This window comes from Pseudoselenomonas caprae, assembly GCF_008271345.1.
GTDB classification, from domain to species: Bacteria; Bacillota; Negativicutes; order Selenomonadales; family Selenomonadaceae; genus Selenomonas_A; species Selenomonas_A caprae.
This window is the reverse complement of sequence record NZ_VTOZ01000015.1, coordinates 1-16,075: the sequence shown is the minus strand read 5'-3', so window position 1 is coordinate 16,075 and position 16,075 is coordinate 1. Positions and strand designations below refer to the sequence as shown.

Below are 16,075 nucleotides of genomic sequence, written 5' to 3'. Positions count from 1 at the left end.
CAATTCGTGACGTGACCTCGAGGGAGGGTATTGCATAAGATTGCAAAAAACAATATAATACTATAATGAGTAACTAGAATTGGGAGGCTGTAGGCGATGAAATTTACGAAATGGCAGGGCTGCGGCAATGACTTTGTGCTCATTGACTGCCGCGAGCAAGAGCCGGAGGATTATGCGGCGCTTTCCCAGAAGGTTTGTGATCGTCATTATGGTATCGGCGCGGATGGCATCCTCGTCGTACTGCCGTCGGCCAAGGCGGATTTCCGCATGCGCATCTTCAATACGGATGGCAGTGAGGCGGAGATGTGCGGCAACGGCATCCGCTGCTTTGCGCGGTATCTCTACGACTATAAATTGACCAGCAAGACCGAGTTCACGGTGGAGACGGGGGCTGGTATCCTCGTGCCGAAGATCATCCTTGCAGAGGATGAAGTGACTGGCGTCCAGGTGGATATGGGCGAGCCCCATCTTCTGGGCGAGGAAATCCCCGTTCTGGGTTTTGATGGCAGGAAGGTCATTGCCGAGCCGATTACAGTGGCCGGCACGACCTATGCGATGACGGCGGTCTCGATGGGCAATCCCCATTGCGTCGTCTTTGTGGATGATGCAGAAAAATTCCCGATTGAGGAGCTGGGCACGCAGTTTGAGCATCATGCGTTGTTCCCGCGCAAGACGAATACGGAGTTCGTCGAGGTAAAGGACCGCAGCCATGTGCGCATGCGCGTCTGGGAGCGTGGAGCGGCAATCACGCTGGCCTGTGGCACAGGCTCCTGTGCCACGGTGGTGGCCGGTGTCCTCAACGATAAGATCGACCGCAAGGCCGAGGTCCAGCTCGATGGCGGCAAGCTCCTTGTGGAGTGGGCGGCAAATAACCATGTGTTCATGACTGGCCCGGCAGAGCTCGTGTTCACGGGCGAGTGGATTGGTTGAGACAGCAGGGAAAGAGGCGGTTCGATGCTAAAGAGCATGACGGGATTTGGTGCGGCGGCCATCGAGACGGAGGATTACAAGGTCTCCGTTGAGGTCAAGGCCGTCAACCAGCGGTTCCTCGAAATCAATTTCCATATGGGCCGGCAGCTGAGCCAATGGGAGGATGCGCTGCGCAAGTGCATCAAGGGCGTGGCTGCCCGCGGCAAGCTGGATGTGTATGTGAGCTTTGCCGACAAGCGCGAGAGCCAGGCTCATATCCGCGTCAACAAGGGGCTGGTGCTGGCCTACCAGCAGGCGCTCAACGAGATGAGCGATGTGCTGCATCTGGCGCGGCCCGATGATGTGCAGTCGTTTGCGGCCTTCCCTGATGTGCTGGAGATTGAAAGCGACAGCGATATCTCGGGGATGAAGCCGCTGCTCCTGCAGGCAATGGAGCAGGCGCTGGCAAACTTTGATGCCATGCGGGCGGCCGAGGGCAGCAACATCGAGGCGGATTTTGCGGCCCGGCTCAAGAAGCTCCTGTCGATGCGGGCAAAGGTCAGTGAACTGGCGCCTGGCATCGTGCAGGCCTATCGCGACCACTTGCAGCAGACGATAGCTGAGGCCCTGCAGAGCCAGACCTTTGACGAAACGCGGCTCATCCAGGAGACTGCGATCTACGCGGACCGCGTGGACATCACCGAGGAGCTCGTGCGCCTCGGCAGCCATTTCCAGCAGTTCCAGCAGATCGTTGCCCAGTCCGCAGAGCCGGTGGGGCGCAAGCTGGACTTTTTGATCCAGGAGATCAACCGCGAGACGAATACCATCGGCTCGAAGGCCAACAGCACGGAGGCCGCACAGCTTGTCGTCGATATGAAGAGCGAGATCGAGAAGCTGCGCGAGCAGGTTCAGAACATCGAATAAGAGGAGGTACCCCTTTGGATATCAAACTCATCAATATTGGTTTTGGCAATATCGTATCGGCCAACCGGATCGTAGCGATTGTCAGCCCCGAATCGGCGCCCATCAAGCGCATCATCCAGGAGGCCCGCGATGGCGAGCGCCTGATTGATGCCACCTATGGCCGCCGCACGCGCGCCGTCATCATCATGGACAGCGACCACGTCATCCTGTCGGCTGTACAGCCCGAGACGGTGGCCCATCGCGTCGAAGACGATGACGATACGGAAGTGAAAACTGAAATCAAAGAGAAAGAAGACGAGACGCAAGAATGAGCAAGGGATTATTGATTGTGGTTTCCGGGCCATCGGGCACCGGGAAGGGAACGGTCTGCAGCGAGCTGCTCGCGCAGACGCCGGAACTTGCCTATTCCATTTCGGCCACGACGCGCCAGCCGCGTGAGGGTGAAGTCGATGGTAAGAACTACTACTTCATGGATAAGGCACAGTTCGAGAAAATGATCGAGGAGGGCGGCTTCCTCGAGTATGCCAATGTCTATGGCAACTACTACGGCACGCCGCTGGGCAAGATCGAGGAGCGTCTCGCCGCTGGCGAGGACATCCTGCTGGAAATCGACACGCAGGGTGCGCTCAATGTCATGAAGAAGTGCCCCGACGGGCTATTCATCTTCCTGCTGCCGCCGTCCATCGGCGAGCTCGAGCGCCGCATCCGCGGCCGCGGCTCGGAGACGGCTGATTCGCTGGCCAAGCGTCTCGGCGCTGCCAAGGAGGAGATCGCCATCGGCCGCCAGTATGGCTATGCCGTGGTCAACGATACGGTACGCCAGGCAGTCAAGCGCATCAAATGCATCATGACGGCTGAGCATTGCCGTGTAAGCATGAACTTAGATAAATTTGAGGAGTTGGAACAGTAATGAAAGCAAATAACAATCCCGTAATGAGCATGGTAAATCCGTCCACCGATACGCTGATGAAACAGGTCGACAGCCGCTATGGCCTTGTCGTCTGCGCTTCCAAGCGTGCCCGTCAGCTGCTGAGCGGCGAGGAGCTCAAGGAGCTCAAGTCGAAGTCGACGAAGAATGTCACGAACGCGCTGGAGGAGATTGCCGAGGGCAAGATCAACTACAAGATTTCCAAAGCGGATCTCTAAGCCATGGAACTTCAGGGCAAGAAAATCGTTCTGGGCGTGACGGGGGGCATCGCGGCCTATAAGGCGGTAGAGATTGTCAGCCGCCTGCGCAAGGCAGGGGCTGAAGTGCACGTCATCATGACGAAAGAGGCGACACAGTTTGTCACGGAGCTGACCTTCCGCGAGATCAGCGGCCAGCCAGTGGCTGTCGACATGTGGGAGAAAGTCACGCATTTCAACGTGGAGCACATCGCCCTCGCGCAGCTTGCTGACCTTATGCTGATCGCACCGGCTACGGCCAATATCATCGCCAAGGCGGCTGTGGGCATCGCCGATGACATGCTCTCGACGACGCTGCTGGCGACGAAGGCGCCCATCTACGTGGCGCCCGCGATGAATACGAATATGTACGAGAATCCCATCACGCAGCGCAATATCGCTGAGCTGAGGTCCCGTGGGTTCCATATCATCGAGCCTGCGTCGGGCCATCTTGCCTGCGGTACAAGTGGCAAGGGCCGCCTGCCAGAGCCTGCGGATATCGTGCGTATCGTAAGTGAAGCCTTGACAAGTCAGAATTTGACAAGTCAGGAATTGACAAGTCAAAATTTGACCGGTCAAAAAATCCTTGTGACGGCTGGTGGCACGATTGAGCCGCTCGATCCCGTGCGCTATATCGGCAACCGCTCGACGGGCCGCATGGGCTATGCCATTGCAGAAGAGGCCGCGCGGCGTGGCGCCGAGGTCGTTCTGGTCTCGGGCCCGACGGTGCTGGAGGATCCTGCGGGTGTCCGCGTCATCCGCATCGAGACGGCGCGGCAGATGCGCGAGGCTGTTCTGGCGGAGTTCCCGACGGCGTCGGCTGTCATCAAGTCGGCGGCCGTGGCCGACTATCGTCCAGCTGCTGTGGCGGAGCAGAAAATCAAGAAGAGCGAGGATGATCTGACGCTGCATCTCGTGCGCAATCCGGACATCCTCTATGAGCTCGGCCAGAAGAAGGAGCACCAGGTGCTCGTCGGCTTTGCGGCTGAGACCTGCAAGGTCGAGGAGTACGCGCGCAAGAAGCTGGCGAAGAAGAATCTCGACTTCATCGTGGCCAACGATGTCTCCGAGGCTGACGCTGGCTTTGGCGTTGAGACGAACCGCATCAAGCTCATTGACCGGTCAGGCCGGATGACGCCATATCCGCTGATGAGCAAGAAGGAATTGGCGGGCATCATACTCGACCATGTGGCTGAGGTGCTGGAAAAATAGACAGATGTGTAAGGTAACGGAAGCAGTCTTTGCCGGTGGCAGGGGCTTCTTCCGTTTCTTTGTGGGGAGATGAAGCGTTGTACCTTCACTATTATTGGCTGCGCCTGAAGCGCTGGATGCGCTGGTTCGTGCATCGCTATGGCGTCTTGTTCGTGGCGCTGGCGGCCTGCAATATCCCGACGATGGTGCAGATCGGCATGTTCCAGGAGGAGGCTGTGCCCCTATGGGGGCGTGCTGCGCTGACGCTGGCAGGGATCGTCCGCACGCTGGGCATGGTCTTCCTGCTGACACTGGCGCTGGGCTGGCTGCCCAAAGTGGTGCAGCGGCTGGCAGTGCTGACAAGTTTCCTGCTGGCGCTGGCCGATGGATTTGCCCTTTACAGCTATCATAACTACCTCGACGAGGGCATGATGCAGGTCATCTTCGAGACGAATCCGCAGGAGGCGCGCGAGTATGTGCTGGCCCAGTCGGGGCATCTTGTCCTGCTGCTGGCGGCAGCACTGGCAGCCTGTGGCCTGCTCTGGCAGGGGCGGGGGAAGCTGTCCAGGCTCTGGCAGCGGGCGCAGCCACGGCTGGCGGCGGTGCTGGCCTGTGGTGTCTTCCTGTTCGCGGGCACCGTGGCCTATGCTGGCTCGGAGGCTGCGCAGGATGGCATGGATGCGGCGGTGTACCTTGGCAAGAATTATCCGCAGCAATATTCGCTGGGCCGCGTGGCCTACATCATCCCGAAGGCCTTCGAGGAGATAGGCTCGGCGGAGTATGTCGATGCCACGCTGGCCGCGCAGCCGGTGGAGCTTCTCCGGCAGGAGAACGACATCCCGCAGGTCGTCTTCATCCTCGGCGAGTCGACGAGCCGCCATCACATGCAGCTCTATGGCTACGAACTGCCGACGACGCCGCAGCTTGCAGCACGGGCGGCAAATGGGGAACTTACGGTGTTTACCGATGCCATCAGTCCGCATGCGGCGACGATGGCCGTCATGAAGACGTTGTTCTGCTTTTACGATCATGCGCAGGAGCAGGCGGGCGGCGTCTGGTATGAGCAGCTCAATCTCTTTGATATCCTGCGGGCGGCTGGCATCCGCACAGCCTGGGTCTCCAATCAGGAGTCGGCGGGCTTCTATGGCAGCATCGGCCGCACCCTGGCAGGACGCTGCGATGAGCACCGCTTCACCAGCTCAACCTCGCATACCATTGACTTGGTCGAGCGCTATGACGAAGAGGTGCTGCCGCTGCTTGATGACAGCCTGACGCGCAGTGCGGCGCAGAATTTCACGGTGGTGCATCTGATGGGGGCCCATGAGGACTTCATCCGCCGCTATCCTGCGGCGTTTGCGCAGTTCACGGCAGCAGATGAAAGCGGCGAGGGCCGCGCGGTGCGTGCCGAATATGACAATGCGGTGCTCTATGATGACTACATCGTCGACCAGATCATCCGCCGGTTCGAAGCACAGGATGCCATCGTCATCTTCATCTCCGACCACGGCGAGGAGATCAACGACACCCGCGCCGTGGTCGGCCATGGCGATGAGAGCAGCAGCTGGCAGCGCGATATCCCGATGGTCTGCTGGACCTCGGAGAAGTTCCGCGCCAAGCGCCCTGCGCTCATGGAGCGGCTGGCAGCGGCCAGCACGCGGCCCTATATGACGGATGATATGATCCATACCCTGCTGGACCTCATGCAGACTGAAGTGCCGGCCTACCGGCGCGACAAGAGCATCCTGCAGGCAGGCTACCGGCAGGAGCTGCGGCTGCTCAAAGGAAAGAAGCCGTATAGATACAGGGGAGAGGATAGAGAACGTGAAGAAAGATTATAAATTGCTGGCACTGGACTTTGACGGCACGACCCTTGACTCGGCCAAACGGTTCCCAGCGGAAATCAGTGCGGCCGTGCATGAGCTCAAGGCGCGCGGCATCGAGGTGATCGTCTCCAGCGGACGCGGCAAGGCGGAGCTCAAGGATTACGAGCGGGAGCTTGCGGATTTTGACTATGGCGTCATGATCAGCGGCGGCCTTGTCTACGATTTCCGCGCCCGTGAGCCGATAGCCAGACAGCCCTTGCCGGAGGCGGTCCTGGTACAGGCCTTTGCTGCGGCGGAGGAGGAACAGGCGATGACCCAGCTGCTGACCGTGGACGAGTCCGTGACGCGGGGCAGCCATATCGCGCGCATGGAAGATTTCCACATGGAGATATACCGGGAGATGTATGAACGCGTCTGCCGCTGCGAGGAAGACCTGGCAGGTTTTATCGCGGCACAGGCTGGAGACATCTGCAAGATGAATATCTATCATCGCGATGAAGCGTCGCGGCTGCGCAATTACGAGCGCCTCGGAAAGCTCGGGCTCTCGATGACCTTTGCCGAGCAGACATCGCTGGAGCTGTCGGCCCAGGGCATCTCCAAGGCCCATGGGCTCAAGGTCATCTGTGACCATCTGGGCATCCGCACCGATGAGGTTGTAGCCATCGGCGACGCGCCCAATGATGAAGAGGTACTCAAGCTGGCGGGCCTCGGTGTTGCCATGGGCAATGCCAGCGAGGAGATCAAAGCCATCAGCGATGCCGTGGTGGCCGATAACGACCATCTCGGTGTGCTGGAAGCGATAAACAGGTTCTTCTGACGAAAGGATGATTACTATGCCAAAATCTATGCCCAAATTCTACAATTCCCTGGTCCAGGCCTGGAATACGATTTTCTTTGCGATGCTGCTGGTCGGCGGCATCTATGCATTCATGTCCGGCCATCCCGTGGCTGGCGTGCTCATGGTCATCGCCGGCGGCTGGGGCGTATGGTTCTGCGGCAAGCAGGTCAACTACCTCATGAATACGAAGGCAGAGGACCTGCCCAAGACCAAGCTCGACGAAAAGCTGGCTGAGCAGACGGCAAAAGCGCTGGAAGCGAACATGAAGAAGGGCGAATAAAGAATAAAGATTGACGAGTCAACCTGGCGTTGGCTCGTTTTTTCATGCGCAGAAGGAAGACCGCCGCCGAGGCGTCAGCTATATCGATGTGCTGGTGGCGGAAGCAACGGGCTGCATGGACGGGATTGTTTCCTGCATGGAATAATCTGGTAAGTATGTCTGAAAGTGTTTTGTTCTGGAAAAAGAATTGCTACGAATGTCCGCCTGTTAAAAACTTTACTGGATTTTATTGTTGTAACATTGTATAATATTACATGGTGTACAAATTCTTGAAAAGGGTGGGAGACATTATGAAATTATCACGCAAGGTAAAACTGCTGGCACTCGGCGTTACGACGATGCTGGCTACGGGAATCATGGCTGGCTGCGGCGGCTCGGAGCAGGCGTCCAGCAGTGGCGGCAAGACGTACAAGATCGGTGTGGTGCAGCTCGTCGAGCACAGCGCCCTCGATGCTGCCAACAAGGGCTTCGTGGATGGTTTGAAGGAACGTGGCTTTGAGGAAGGAAAAAACGTCACCTTCGACCAGCAGAATGCACAGGCTGACCAGTCAAATCTGCAGAACATCGCCCAGCGTTTCGTCAGTGGCAAGATGGATCTCATCTGCGCCATTGCGACGCCGGCCGCTCAGTCGATCGCCAATGCGACGAAGGATATCCCTATCCTCGGCACGGCCATCACGGACTATGTCGGTGCCAAGCTGGCAGCCAGCAACGACAAGCCGGGGGCAAATGTCTCGGGTACGAGCGATATGAACCCCATCAAGGAGCAGGTTGATCTCCTGATGAAGCTTTGCCCGAACGCCAAGACGATCGGCGTCATCTACTGCTCGAGCGAGGTCAACTCTGAGGTGCAGGTCAAGGCAATGACGGAGTATGCAGCCTCCAAGGGGCTGACGGTCAAGACCGCGACGATCTCGACGGTCAACGATATCCAGCAGGCGGCGCAGAGCCTGGTTGGCGCTGTGGATGCCTTCTATGTTCCGACGGATAACGTCATCGCCTCGGCTATGCCGACGCTGGTGGCCATCACCGATGCGGCCAAGAAGCCGGTCATCTGCGGTGAGCCGAACATGGTCAAGGCCGGCGGCCTGGCTACCTATGGCATCGACTACTACAAGCTCGGTGTCCAGACGGGCCATATGGCAGCTGATGTCCTTGAGGGCAAAGCAAAACCGGCTGATATGCCAATCCAGACGGCAAGGGATCTCAAGGTCGTGATCAACAAGAAGAATGCTGCGGCACTTGGCATCACGCTGCCGGAGGATGTCCTCAAAGGGGCAGATGTCATCGAGTAAGTGATGGGAATACAGGAAAGAGCGCAGGCCAGTGCAGTTCTGCTGCATCAGCCGCGCTCTTTTTGCTACAACGTCTAGGTAATAGGAGATTCAATTATGGATTTAGTAATCGCTACGGTCTCGCAGGGAATGCTATGGGCGCTGCTGGCTATCGGCGTCTATCTGACCTTCCGTGTGCTCGATATTGCTGACCTCACGGTGGAGGGCAGCTTTCCCCTTGGTGCAGCCACGGCGGCGACGATGATCGTCGCGGGTGCCCATCCGCTCATGGCCATCCTGGCCGCTTGCCTGGCGGGCATGCTCGCCGGTGTAGTCACGGGCTTCCTCTGCACGAAACTCAAGATCCCGGCTTTGCTGGCGGGAATCCTCACAATGATTGCCCTCTATTCGGTCAACCTGCGCATCATGGGCAAGGCCAATCTGCCGCTATTGCAGCAGGATACGGTCTTTACCATCTGGACTGTCGGTGGGCTGGACAAGTCAATGACGACACTTGTGATTGGCACGATCATCGTGCTGGTGGTGGCGCTGCTCAACTACTGGTTCTTCGGCACGGAGCTGGGCACGGCAGTGCGCGCGACGGGCTTCAACCCGCATATGATCCGGGCCAACGGCATCAACACGGACAATATGATCGTGCTGGGCCTCCTGCTGTCCAACGGCCTGGTGGCCATTTCGGGAGCGCTGGTCGCCCAGAGCAATGGCTTTGCTGATGTGGGCATGGGCGTTGGCACCATCGTCATCGGCCTGGCCTCGGTCATCATCGGCGAGGTGCTCTTCGGCACGCGCAGTTTCAAGAACTGCCTGATTTCGGTCATCCTCGGATCGATTGTCTACCGCGCCGTCATTGCCATCGTGCTGCAGATGGGAATGCCGCCCAATGACCTCAAGTTGTTCACGGCCATTCTCGTCGCACTGGCGTTGTCACTGCCGCTCTTGCAGGCGCGCTGGAACAAGTTCCGGAAGGGGGTACACTGATGCTGCATATCGATAACATTTCCAAGACATTCAATCCGGGAACCATCACGGAGAAACTGGCGCTGCACAATGTCAGCCTGCATCTGGCACCAGGCGATTTCGTCACGGTCATCGGCGGCAATGGTGCGGGCAAATCGACGCTGATGAACTCGATCGCCGGCACGTATCCGGTGGATGAGGGCAGCATCACCATTGCTGGCACCGACATCACCAAATGGCCGGAGCATAAGCGTGCCAAGTATATCGGCCGCGTGTTCCAGGACCCGATGATGGGCACGGCGGCCGGCATGATGATAGAGGAGAACCTCGCAATCGCCGAGCGCCGTGGTTTGACGCCGACGCTGCGCTGGAGCTCCTCGGCTGATGGCCGCGAACACTTCCGCCGGCTGTTGAAAGGGCTGAACCTTGGCCTTGAGGACCGGCTCGAGTCAAAAGTCGGCCTGCTCTCGGGCGGCCAGCGCCAGGCATTGACGCTTTTGATGGCGACGATGGCGCAGCCGAAACTTCTGCTGCTCGACGAGCATACGGCGGCCCTTGACCCCAAGACGGCTGAGAAGGTGCTGGCGCTGACAGAGAAGATTGTAGCTCAGCAGCATCTCACGACCCTCATGATCACCCATAACATGCGCGATGCCTTGAAATACGGCAACCGCCTCATCATGATGTATGAGGGCCATATCCTGTTCGATGTCGACAGTGAGAAGAAAAAGACCCTGGGCATCAAAGACCTGCTCGAGATGTTCGAGCAGGCTGCTGGCAGTGAGCTCAGCAGTGACAGCCTGTTGCTTAGCTGAGGAGATTTTATGAATCGCATTCATAAATAAGACTTGACTTTAAGATACGGGTACGGTATCATTAAATCATCAAAGCTGAATATGAACTCATCCAGAGCAGTGGAGGGAATGGCCCGATGAAGCTGCGGCAACCATTGACGCAAGTCAAAACGGTGCCAATTCCTTTAGGTTTTACCTATAAGATGAGAGTTAGGAAATGAAAGCTCTCGTTTTGGCGAGGGCTTTTTCTTATGAACCGGGACGTGTGAGGATATTCAGCAGCAAGTATTTCAACTACTGGGGAGGTAGATTTAATGAGTAAGAAACGTATGCTTTTTACTTCGGAATCGGTTACCGAAGGTCATCCGGATAAGATGGCAGACCAGATTTCCGACAGCATCCTCGATGCCATCCTGGCCGAGGACCCGATGGGCCGTGTTGCCTGCGAGACGATGGTGACGACGGGGCAGGTCCATGTCGTCGGTGAGATTTCGACGAAATGCTATGTCGATATTCCGAAAATCATCCGTGAGACGGTCAAGGAGATTGGCTATACGCGCGCAAAATATGGCTTCGATGCCGATACCTGCGGCATTCTCGTATCGCTTGACGAGCAGTCGCCGGATATCGCGCAGGGCGTAAACGAGGCCATCGAGTCCCGTGAGGGCGAAATGGATGCCGCTGAGGCTATCGGTGCTGGCGACCAGGGCATGATGTTCGGCTATGCGACGAACGAGACGCCGGAGTTCATGCCGCTGCCGATCGCGCTGGCTCATCGTCTGGCCCGCCGCCTGACGGAAGTCCGCAAGAACGGCACGCTGCCGTATCTCCGTCCGGATGGCAAGACCCAGGTCACGATTGCTTATGAGGATGGCAAGGCAGTAGCTGTCGAGACTATCGTCATCTCGACCCAGCACGATGAGGACGTGACGCTGGAGCAGATCCGCAAGGACCTCATCGAGCAGGTCATCAAACCGGTTGTTCCGGCTGAGCTTTTGAAGGACGATACGAAAATCTTCATCAACCCGACGGGCAAGTTCGTCATCGGCGGCCCGCAGGGTGATTCGGGCCTCACGGGCCGCAAGATTATCGTCGACACCTATGGCGGCTGGGCCCGTCATGGCGGCGGTGCCTTCTCGGGCAAAGACCCCACGAAGGTTGACCGCAGTGCGGCCTATGCGGCCCGCTATGTTGCAAAGAACATCGTCGCTGCAGGTCTGGCTGACAAGTGTGAGGTTCAGCTGGCCTATGCAATCGGCGTCGCTTATCCGGTATCGATCATGATCGATACCTTCGGCACGAATAAAGTGGCTGAGGAAAAGATTGAGGAAATCGTAAGCCGCAACTTCGATTTGCGTCCGGCCGGTATCATCAAGATGCTCGACCTGCGCCGCCCAATCTACAAGCAGACGGCTGCTTACGGCCACTTCGGCCGCACCGATGTCGACCTGCCGTGGGAGCACACGGATAAGGCTGACACGCTGAAGAAAGAAGCAGGGCTCTAAGAATATGGCAGGGCTCCCTCGGAAGGGGGAGCTCTTTGCTGTTTTCGCGGACAGGGTGTCAAGGAAAATACCTGTACAATGGGGCAAAAAGATATTGACAACTCAGACGGTCAATATTAAAATTAGATTGTTGCTTTACGATAAGAGTAATGTAATATGCAAGAGAGTATGGATACCAACGCGTATCCCTTTTTATTTATAGGAGGCAGATTACACAGAATGAGTATGATGACCAATGACAAGCTGAGAAATATTGCAATTATCGCCCACGTCGACCATGGTAAGACGACGCTGGTCGATGCAATGCTCAAGCAGAGTCACGTTTTCCGTTCCAATGAGCAGGTTGCAGAGCGTGTCATGGACTCCGGCGATATCGAGCGTGAGCGCGGTATCACGATCCTGTCCAAGAACACGGCAATCATGTACAACGACATCAAGATCAACATCGTCGATACGCCGGGCCATGCTGACTTCGGCGGCGAGGTTGAGCGTGTCCTCAACATGGTTGATGGTGTCGTTCTGCTCGTCGATGCTTTCGAGGGCCCGATGCCGCAGACGAAATACGTTCTGCGCAAGGCTCTCGAGCAGGGCCTCAAGCCGATCGTTGTCATCAACAAGATCGATAAACCGAACCAGCGCGTAGACGATGTCTATGACGAGGTTCTCGAGCTCTTCATGGAGCTCGATGCCGATGACGATCAGCTCGACTTCCCGGTTATCTATGCGACGGCCCGTGATGGTGTTGCCAAGTACAAGATGGAAGACGATAACGCTGACCTCAAACCGCTGATGGAGACGATCGTCAAAGAGATTCCGGCACCGAAAGGCGATCCGGAGGCTCCGCTCCAGATGATGGTCACGACGCTGGAGTCTGACTCCTTCGTTGGCCGCGTTGCCATCGGCCGCATCATCCGCGGTACGGCTAAGACGAACCAGAACGTCGTCCTCATCAATGGCGACCAGACGGTCAAGGCCAAAATCGGCAAGGTATTCGTTTACCAGGGGCTCAAACGCGTGGAAACCGAGTCGGCAAGCATGGGTGACATCGTCGCTCTGACGGGCCTTGGTGATGTTTCCATCGGCTACACGGTTGCCGATGCAGAGAATCCGGAGGCTCTGCCGACCATCAACATCGACGAGCCGACGCTCTCCATGACCTTCGGTGTCAACACGAGCCCGTTCGCTGGCCGTGAGGGTGAGTTCGTTACGTCCCGCCATCTGCGCGATCGTCTGTTCAAGGAGATCGAGACCAACGTTGCTATGAAGGTCGAAGAGACGGATTCTGCCGATGTCTTCAAGGTATCCGGCCGTGGTGAGCTGCATCTGTCCATCCTCATCGAGACGATGCGCCGTGAGGGCTATGAGCTGCAGGTCGGTAAACCGGAAGTTGTCTACAAGACCATCAATGGCCAGCTCTGCGAGCCGATCGAGAACCTGACGGTCGAGGTACCGCAGGAGTTCATGGGCGCTGTCATGGAAGGCCTCGGCACCCGTAAGGCTGAGCTCGTCAACATGACGGAGACGGCTGGTTACATGCGCCTTGAGTTCACGATTCCGGCCCGCGGCCTGATCGGTTTCCGTTCCGAGCTCCTCACGAGCACGAAGGGCAACGGTATCATGAACCATGTCTTCCACGGCTATGCTCCGTACAAAGGCGACATCCCGGGCCGTACCCGCGGTTCCCTCGTTGCCTTCGAGCAAGGTGAGACGACGGGCTATGGTATCTTCACGCTGCAGGATCGCGGCACGATGTTCGTCGGCCCGGGCGAGGCTGTCTACGAGGGTATGATCGTCGGTGAGAACTCCCGCGAGAACGATATCGACATCAACCCGTGCAAGAAGAAGAACGTATCCAACATGCGTACGTCGTCCTCGGATGAAGCCATCCGCATCACGCCGCCGCGCATCCTGTCCCTGGAGCAGGCTATCGAGTACATCAACAGCGATGAGCTCGTCGAGGTTACGCCGGAGCACGTCCGTCTGCGCAAGTCCATCCTGGACCGCACGATCCGTGGCCGTAACGCCAAGAACGCCCGCAAAGGCTGATAACGTCTGAAAAGACGACAATAGAGTTACAATTAAGAAGTCCTGCTGGAAAAATATAATTTTTTCCAGCAGGACTTTTGCATTTTACCAAGAATTATGATATCATGTGGATAGTTAAACTATCGATTGAATGGATAAGTCTTTATAGAACTTTTCGCTGAATGAAAATCGGAATTATTATGATTGATTTGGAAGGACGATAAACATGGGAGCAGGGGCAGTAATCAAGGACAAGATCAAGCAGTTGCAGGATCTTTTGATGCCGATCGAGTACGTGGACGAATTCGAGGAGGAGTTCGCCGAGGAACAGAAGTCTTCGCAGAAGAAGACGGCATCGGCAGCACAGGAACGCGTAGCAAGCTACGAGGAGGAAGTCAAGGTCGCTAACGGCGGTTCGTATCATGTGAGCCGTCCGAAGTACACGACGGGCTCCTACCAGAGCCAGGAGAAGAGCCGTCCGCAGCTGACGGTCCATACGACCAAGAAGATGGCACTCAAGGTGCAGATCTATGCGCCGAATAACTTCGACCAGGTCACGGCAATCGCGGATGACCTCAAGGCGGGCAAGGCCTGCGTCGTCAACTATGAGAAGATCGAGGCTGCTGAGCAGCGCCGCATCTGTGACTTCGTCAATGGTGTCTGCTATGTGCTCGATGGCTGCGCCAAGCGCGTCACGGGGCAGATCGTGCTCTACGTTCCGGCTGGCGTAGATGTTGCCGAGGCTATGACGGTAGCAATGCCGGAGTGATTCGCTGCCCGCAGTTTGTAGTTCATTTTGTCAAGAAGACCAGGCAGTCTGTGCAGACTGTCTGGTTTTTATATTTTTAAGTTAGTGAGGGGTTTCAATGGAACAGAACAATGAGATTTTGGATGGCGTATTGGATGAGTTTGCGAAGCTCGCAGCTATTCCGCGCAAATCTGGCCATGAGCAGGCAGTCAGTGACTTCCTGAAAAAATATCTGACCGAGGCGGGCTTTTCAGTCGTACAGGACGAGAAGAACAACATCATTGCCGATAAGCCGGCCAGCAAGGGATTCGAGAAGGCACCGCTGACGATCCTGCAGGGCCATATGGATATGGTCTGTGTGGCGGAAAAGGGCTATGCCTATGATCCGCTCAAGGACCCGATCAAGCTTGTACGCGGCGAGAAATATCTGGAAGCCGAGGGCACGAGCCTCGGCGCGGATGATGGCATCGGTGTGGCTGAAGCCATGTATATCATGAAGAACGCCAAGGATCATGGCCCGCTGCGCATGATCGTGACGGTCGACGAGGAGCAGGGCATGACCGGTGCCATCCACCTTGGTGCCGAGCATCTGCAGGATGCCAGCTTCCTTATCAACTGCGATTCGGAAAATTACGATGAACTGACAGTCGGCAGCGCGGGCAGCATCAATCTGGATTTTTCGCGCGAGCTTACGCGCGAGGCTGCTATGCAGGCCAATAGCTGGAAAATCGAGGTCAAAGGCCTGCTCGGCGGCCATTCGGGCGAGCGCATCGGCGACGGCCGCGGCAATGCTATTCGTACGCTGGCGCTGGCCCTGCTGGCCTTGCAGGCTAAGGGCACCGTGGAACTGGCAGACTTCCAGGGCGGCAAGGCGCGCAATGCCATCCCCGATGATGCCACGGCGGTAATCGTTACGAATCTTGACGAGCAGGCCGTAAACGAAGTGCTCGCCGCCGAAAAGGCGCGCTTTATGCAAAACTATGGCGCAGTCGATCCGGGGATGGAATTCGTCCTGACGGCGGCTGACAAACCGGCTGAGGTATTAAAGGCCGGCGATGCCCAGCGCCTGCTCCGTCTGCTGACCATCCTGCATACGGGCGTCTATGCGATGTCGACGGTTATCCCGGGCCTTGTCGAGACCTCGGCTAATCTCGGCGTCGTAGCTATGGACGAAAACAGTGTCAATGTCCAGTTCTTCCCGCGCTCGGCTATCGATGGCAAGAATGATGAATTCGCGCTGATGGCACAGGAATATGCGGCTCTGACGGGCTTTACGGCTCATATCGGCACGAAATCGCCGGGCTGGAAGGAAAACAAAGACAGCAAGCTCGCTAAGATCATGACAGAGACCTTCAAGGCACAGAACGGCAAGGATATGAAGGTCGAGACCATCCATGCCGGCCTTGAGTGCGGCTGGCACTTTCTCAAGAACCCGCAGCTCGATATGGTATCGATCGGTGTCACGACCATCGATATCCATAGCCCGAAGGAGCGCCTGCTGCTCGAGACGGTCAAACCGCAGGTGGATCTCATCGTAGAGACGCTGCATAAGATTGCCAAACTCTAAGCGTGTTTTCGCAGAATAATGATGGAGCATTGAGCCCACTGATGCAATGGTGTGT

17 protein-coding genes and 1 riboswitch are annotated in these 16,075 nt (G+C 57.0%); all 17 genes read left to right on the top strand.

Annotation, left to right across the window (positions count from 1 at the left end; genetic code table 11):
* The first annotated feature begins 96 nt into the window (after positions 1-96).
* The 17 genes from dapF (at position 97) to pepD (ending at position 16,020) form a co-directional block, all read left to right on the top strand.
* Complete coding sequence (gene dapF, locus FZ041_RS08165) at positions 97-930, top strand: diaminopimelate epimerase (RefSeq protein ID WP_075442582.1); 834 nt, start codon at positions 97-99, stop codon at positions 928-930.
* Between the two features lie 24 nt (positions 931-954).
* Positions 955-1,833, top strand: a complete 879-nt coding sequence (locus FZ041_RS08160) for a YicC/YloC family endoribonuclease (RefSeq protein WP_149189220.1) — start codon at positions 955-957, stop codon at positions 1,831-1,833.
* A 14-nt stretch (positions 1,834-1,847) separates the two neighbouring features.
* Positions 1,848-2,144: an extracellular matrix/biofilm regulator RemA gene (remA, locus tag FZ041_RS08155; protein ID WP_075442584.1), complete on the top strand. Its 297-nt coding sequence runs from the start codon at positions 1,848-1,850 to the stop codon at positions 2,142-2,144.
* A complete protein-coding gene (gene gmk, locus FZ041_RS08150) occupies positions 2,141-2,743 on the top strand; it encodes a guanylate kinase (protein ID WP_075442585.1) in 603 nt (200 codons plus the stop codon). Before remA ends, gmk begins: the two co-directional genes overlap by 4 nt.
* On the top strand, positions 2,743-2,979 hold the full coding sequence (gene rpoZ, locus FZ041_RS08145) for a DNA-directed RNA polymerase subunit omega (protein WP_371263007.1): 237 nt from the start codon (positions 2,743-2,745) through the stop codon (positions 2,977-2,979). Before gmk ends, rpoZ begins: the two co-directional genes overlap by 1 nt.
* A 3-nt stretch (positions 2,980-2,982) precedes the next feature.
* Positions 2,983-4,209 carry a bifunctional phosphopantothenoylcysteine decarboxylase/phosphopantothenate--cysteine ligase CoaBC gene (gene coaBC, locus FZ041_RS08140; RefSeq protein WP_149189219.1) on the top strand — a complete coding sequence of 409 codons (1,227 nt, stop codon included), beginning with the start codon at positions 2,983-2,985 and terminating at the stop codon, positions 4,207-4,209.
* A gap of 77 nt (positions 4,210-4,286) precedes the next feature.
* Positions 4,287-6,026 carry a phosphoethanolamine transferase family protein gene (locus FZ041_RS08135; RefSeq protein WP_149189218.1) on the top strand — a complete coding sequence of 580 codons (1,740 nt, stop codon included), beginning with the start codon at positions 4,287-4,289 and terminating at the stop codon, positions 6,024-6,026.
* Positions 6,010-6,828 (top strand): Cof-type HAD-IIB family hydrolase, encoded by an 819-nt coding sequence (locus FZ041_RS08130; RefSeq protein WP_075442588.1) that lies wholly within the window; start codon positions 6,010-6,012, stop codon positions 6,826-6,828. Before FZ041_RS08135 ends, FZ041_RS08130 begins: the two co-directional genes overlap by 17 nt.
* Before the next feature lie 16 nt (positions 6,829-6,844).
* On the top strand, positions 6,845-7,129 hold the full coding sequence (locus tag FZ041_RS08125; RefSeq protein ID WP_075427881.1) for a hypothetical protein: 285 nt from the start codon (positions 6,845-6,847) through the stop codon (positions 7,127-7,129).
* Between the two features lie 10 nt (positions 7,130-7,139).
* The gene (locus FZ041_RS14810) at positions 7,140-7,274 is read left to right on the top strand and encodes a hypothetical protein (RefSeq protein ID WP_255449310.1); all 135 of its coding nucleotides are present in this window, start codon (positions 7,140-7,142) and stop codon (positions 7,272-7,274) included.
* A gap of 145 nt (positions 7,275-7,419) precedes the next feature.
* Entirely contained in the window at positions 7,420-8,424 is a 1,005-nt protein-coding gene (locus FZ041_RS08120; RefSeq protein ID WP_149189216.1) for an ABC transporter substrate-binding protein, read from the top strand.
* A 96-nt stretch (positions 8,425-8,520) separates the two neighbouring features.
* Positions 8,521-9,402: an ABC transporter permease gene (locus tag FZ041_RS08115; RefSeq protein ID WP_149189215.1), complete on the top strand. Its 882-nt coding sequence runs from the start codon at positions 8,521-8,523 to the stop codon at positions 9,400-9,402.
* Positions 9,402-10,196: an ABC transporter ATP-binding protein gene (locus FZ041_RS08110; protein WP_149189214.1), complete on the top strand. Its 795-nt coding sequence runs from the start codon at positions 9,402-9,404 to the stop codon at positions 10,194-10,196. Before FZ041_RS08115 ends, FZ041_RS08110 begins: the two co-directional genes overlap by 1 nt.
* Positions 10,197-10,280: 84 nt before the next feature.
* Positions 10,281-10,385: riboswitch (SAM riboswitch) on the top strand.
* Positions 10,386-10,489: 104 nt separating this feature from the next.
* Positions 10,490-11,680 carry a methionine adenosyltransferase gene (gene metK / locus FZ041_RS08105; RefSeq protein WP_149189213.1) on the top strand — a complete coding sequence of 397 codons (1,191 nt, stop codon included), beginning with the start codon at positions 10,490-10,492 and terminating at the stop codon, positions 11,678-11,680.
* 225 nt (positions 11,681-11,905) lie between these two features.
* Positions 11,906-13,726, top strand: coding sequence for a translational GTPase TypA (typA, locus tag FZ041_RS08100; RefSeq protein ID WP_074515485.1), 1,821 nt, complete (start codon positions 11,906-11,908; stop codon positions 13,724-13,726).
* A 205-nt stretch (positions 13,727-13,931) separates the two neighbouring features.
* The gene (locus FZ041_RS08095) at positions 13,932-14,474 is read left to right on the top strand and encodes a cell division protein SepF (protein ID WP_075442594.1); all 543 of its coding nucleotides are present in this window, start codon (positions 13,932-13,934) and stop codon (positions 14,472-14,474) included.
* Positions 14,475-14,571: 97 nt separating this feature from the next.
* Positions 14,572-16,020: a beta-Ala-His dipeptidase gene (pepD, locus tag FZ041_RS08090; protein ID WP_149189212.1), complete on the top strand. Its 1,449-nt coding sequence runs from the start codon at positions 14,572-14,574 to the stop codon at positions 16,018-16,020.
* Positions 16,021-16,075: the final 55 nt, after the last annotated feature.

Bases quoted from the DNA above. Each gene is read 5' to 3' on its own strand.
- dapF (WP_075442582.1), top strand. From the start codon at position 97: ATGAAATTTACGAAATGGCAGGGCTGCGGCAATGACTTTGTGCTCATT.
- FZ041_RS08160 (WP_149189220.1), top strand. From the start codon at position 955: ATGCTAAAGAGCATGACGGGATTTGGTGCGGCGGCCATCGAGACGGAG.
- gmk (WP_075442585.1), top strand. From the start codon at position 2,141: ATGAGCAAGGGATTATTGATTGTGGTTTCCGGGCCATCGGGCACCGGG.
- rpoZ (WP_371263007.1), top strand. From the start codon at position 2,743: ATGAAAGCAAATAACAATCCCGTAATGAGCATGGTAAATCCGTCCACC.
- coaBC (WP_149189219.1), top strand. From the start codon at position 2,983: ATGGAACTTCAGGGCAAGAAAATCGTTCTGGGCGTGACGGGGGGCATC.
- FZ041_RS08125 (WP_075427881.1), top strand. From the start codon at position 6,845: ATGCCAAAATCTATGCCCAAATTCTACAATTCCCTGGTCCAGGCCTGG.
- FZ041_RS08120 (WP_149189216.1), top strand. From the start codon at position 7,420: ATGAAATTATCACGCAAGGTAAAACTGCTGGCACTCGGCGTTACGACG.
- FZ041_RS08115 (WP_149189215.1), top strand. From the start codon at position 8,521: ATGGATTTAGTAATCGCTACGGTCTCGCAGGGAATGCTATGGGCGCTG.
- FZ041_RS08110 (WP_149189214.1), top strand. From the start codon at position 9,402: ATGCTGCATATCGATAACATTTCCAAGACATTCAATCCGGGAACCATC.
- metK (WP_149189213.1), top strand. From the start codon at position 10,490: ATGAGTAAGAAACGTATGCTTTTTACTTCGGAATCGGTTACCGAAGGT.
- typA (WP_074515485.1), top strand. From the start codon at position 11,906: ATGATGACCAATGACAAGCTGAGAAATATTGCAATTATCGCCCACGTC.
- FZ041_RS08095 (WP_075442594.1), top strand. From the start codon at position 13,932: ATGGGAGCAGGGGCAGTAATCAAGGACAAGATCAAGCAGTTGCAGGAT.
- pepD (WP_149189212.1), top strand. From the start codon at position 14,572: ATGGAACAGAACAATGAGATTTTGGATGGCGTATTGGATGAGTTTGCG.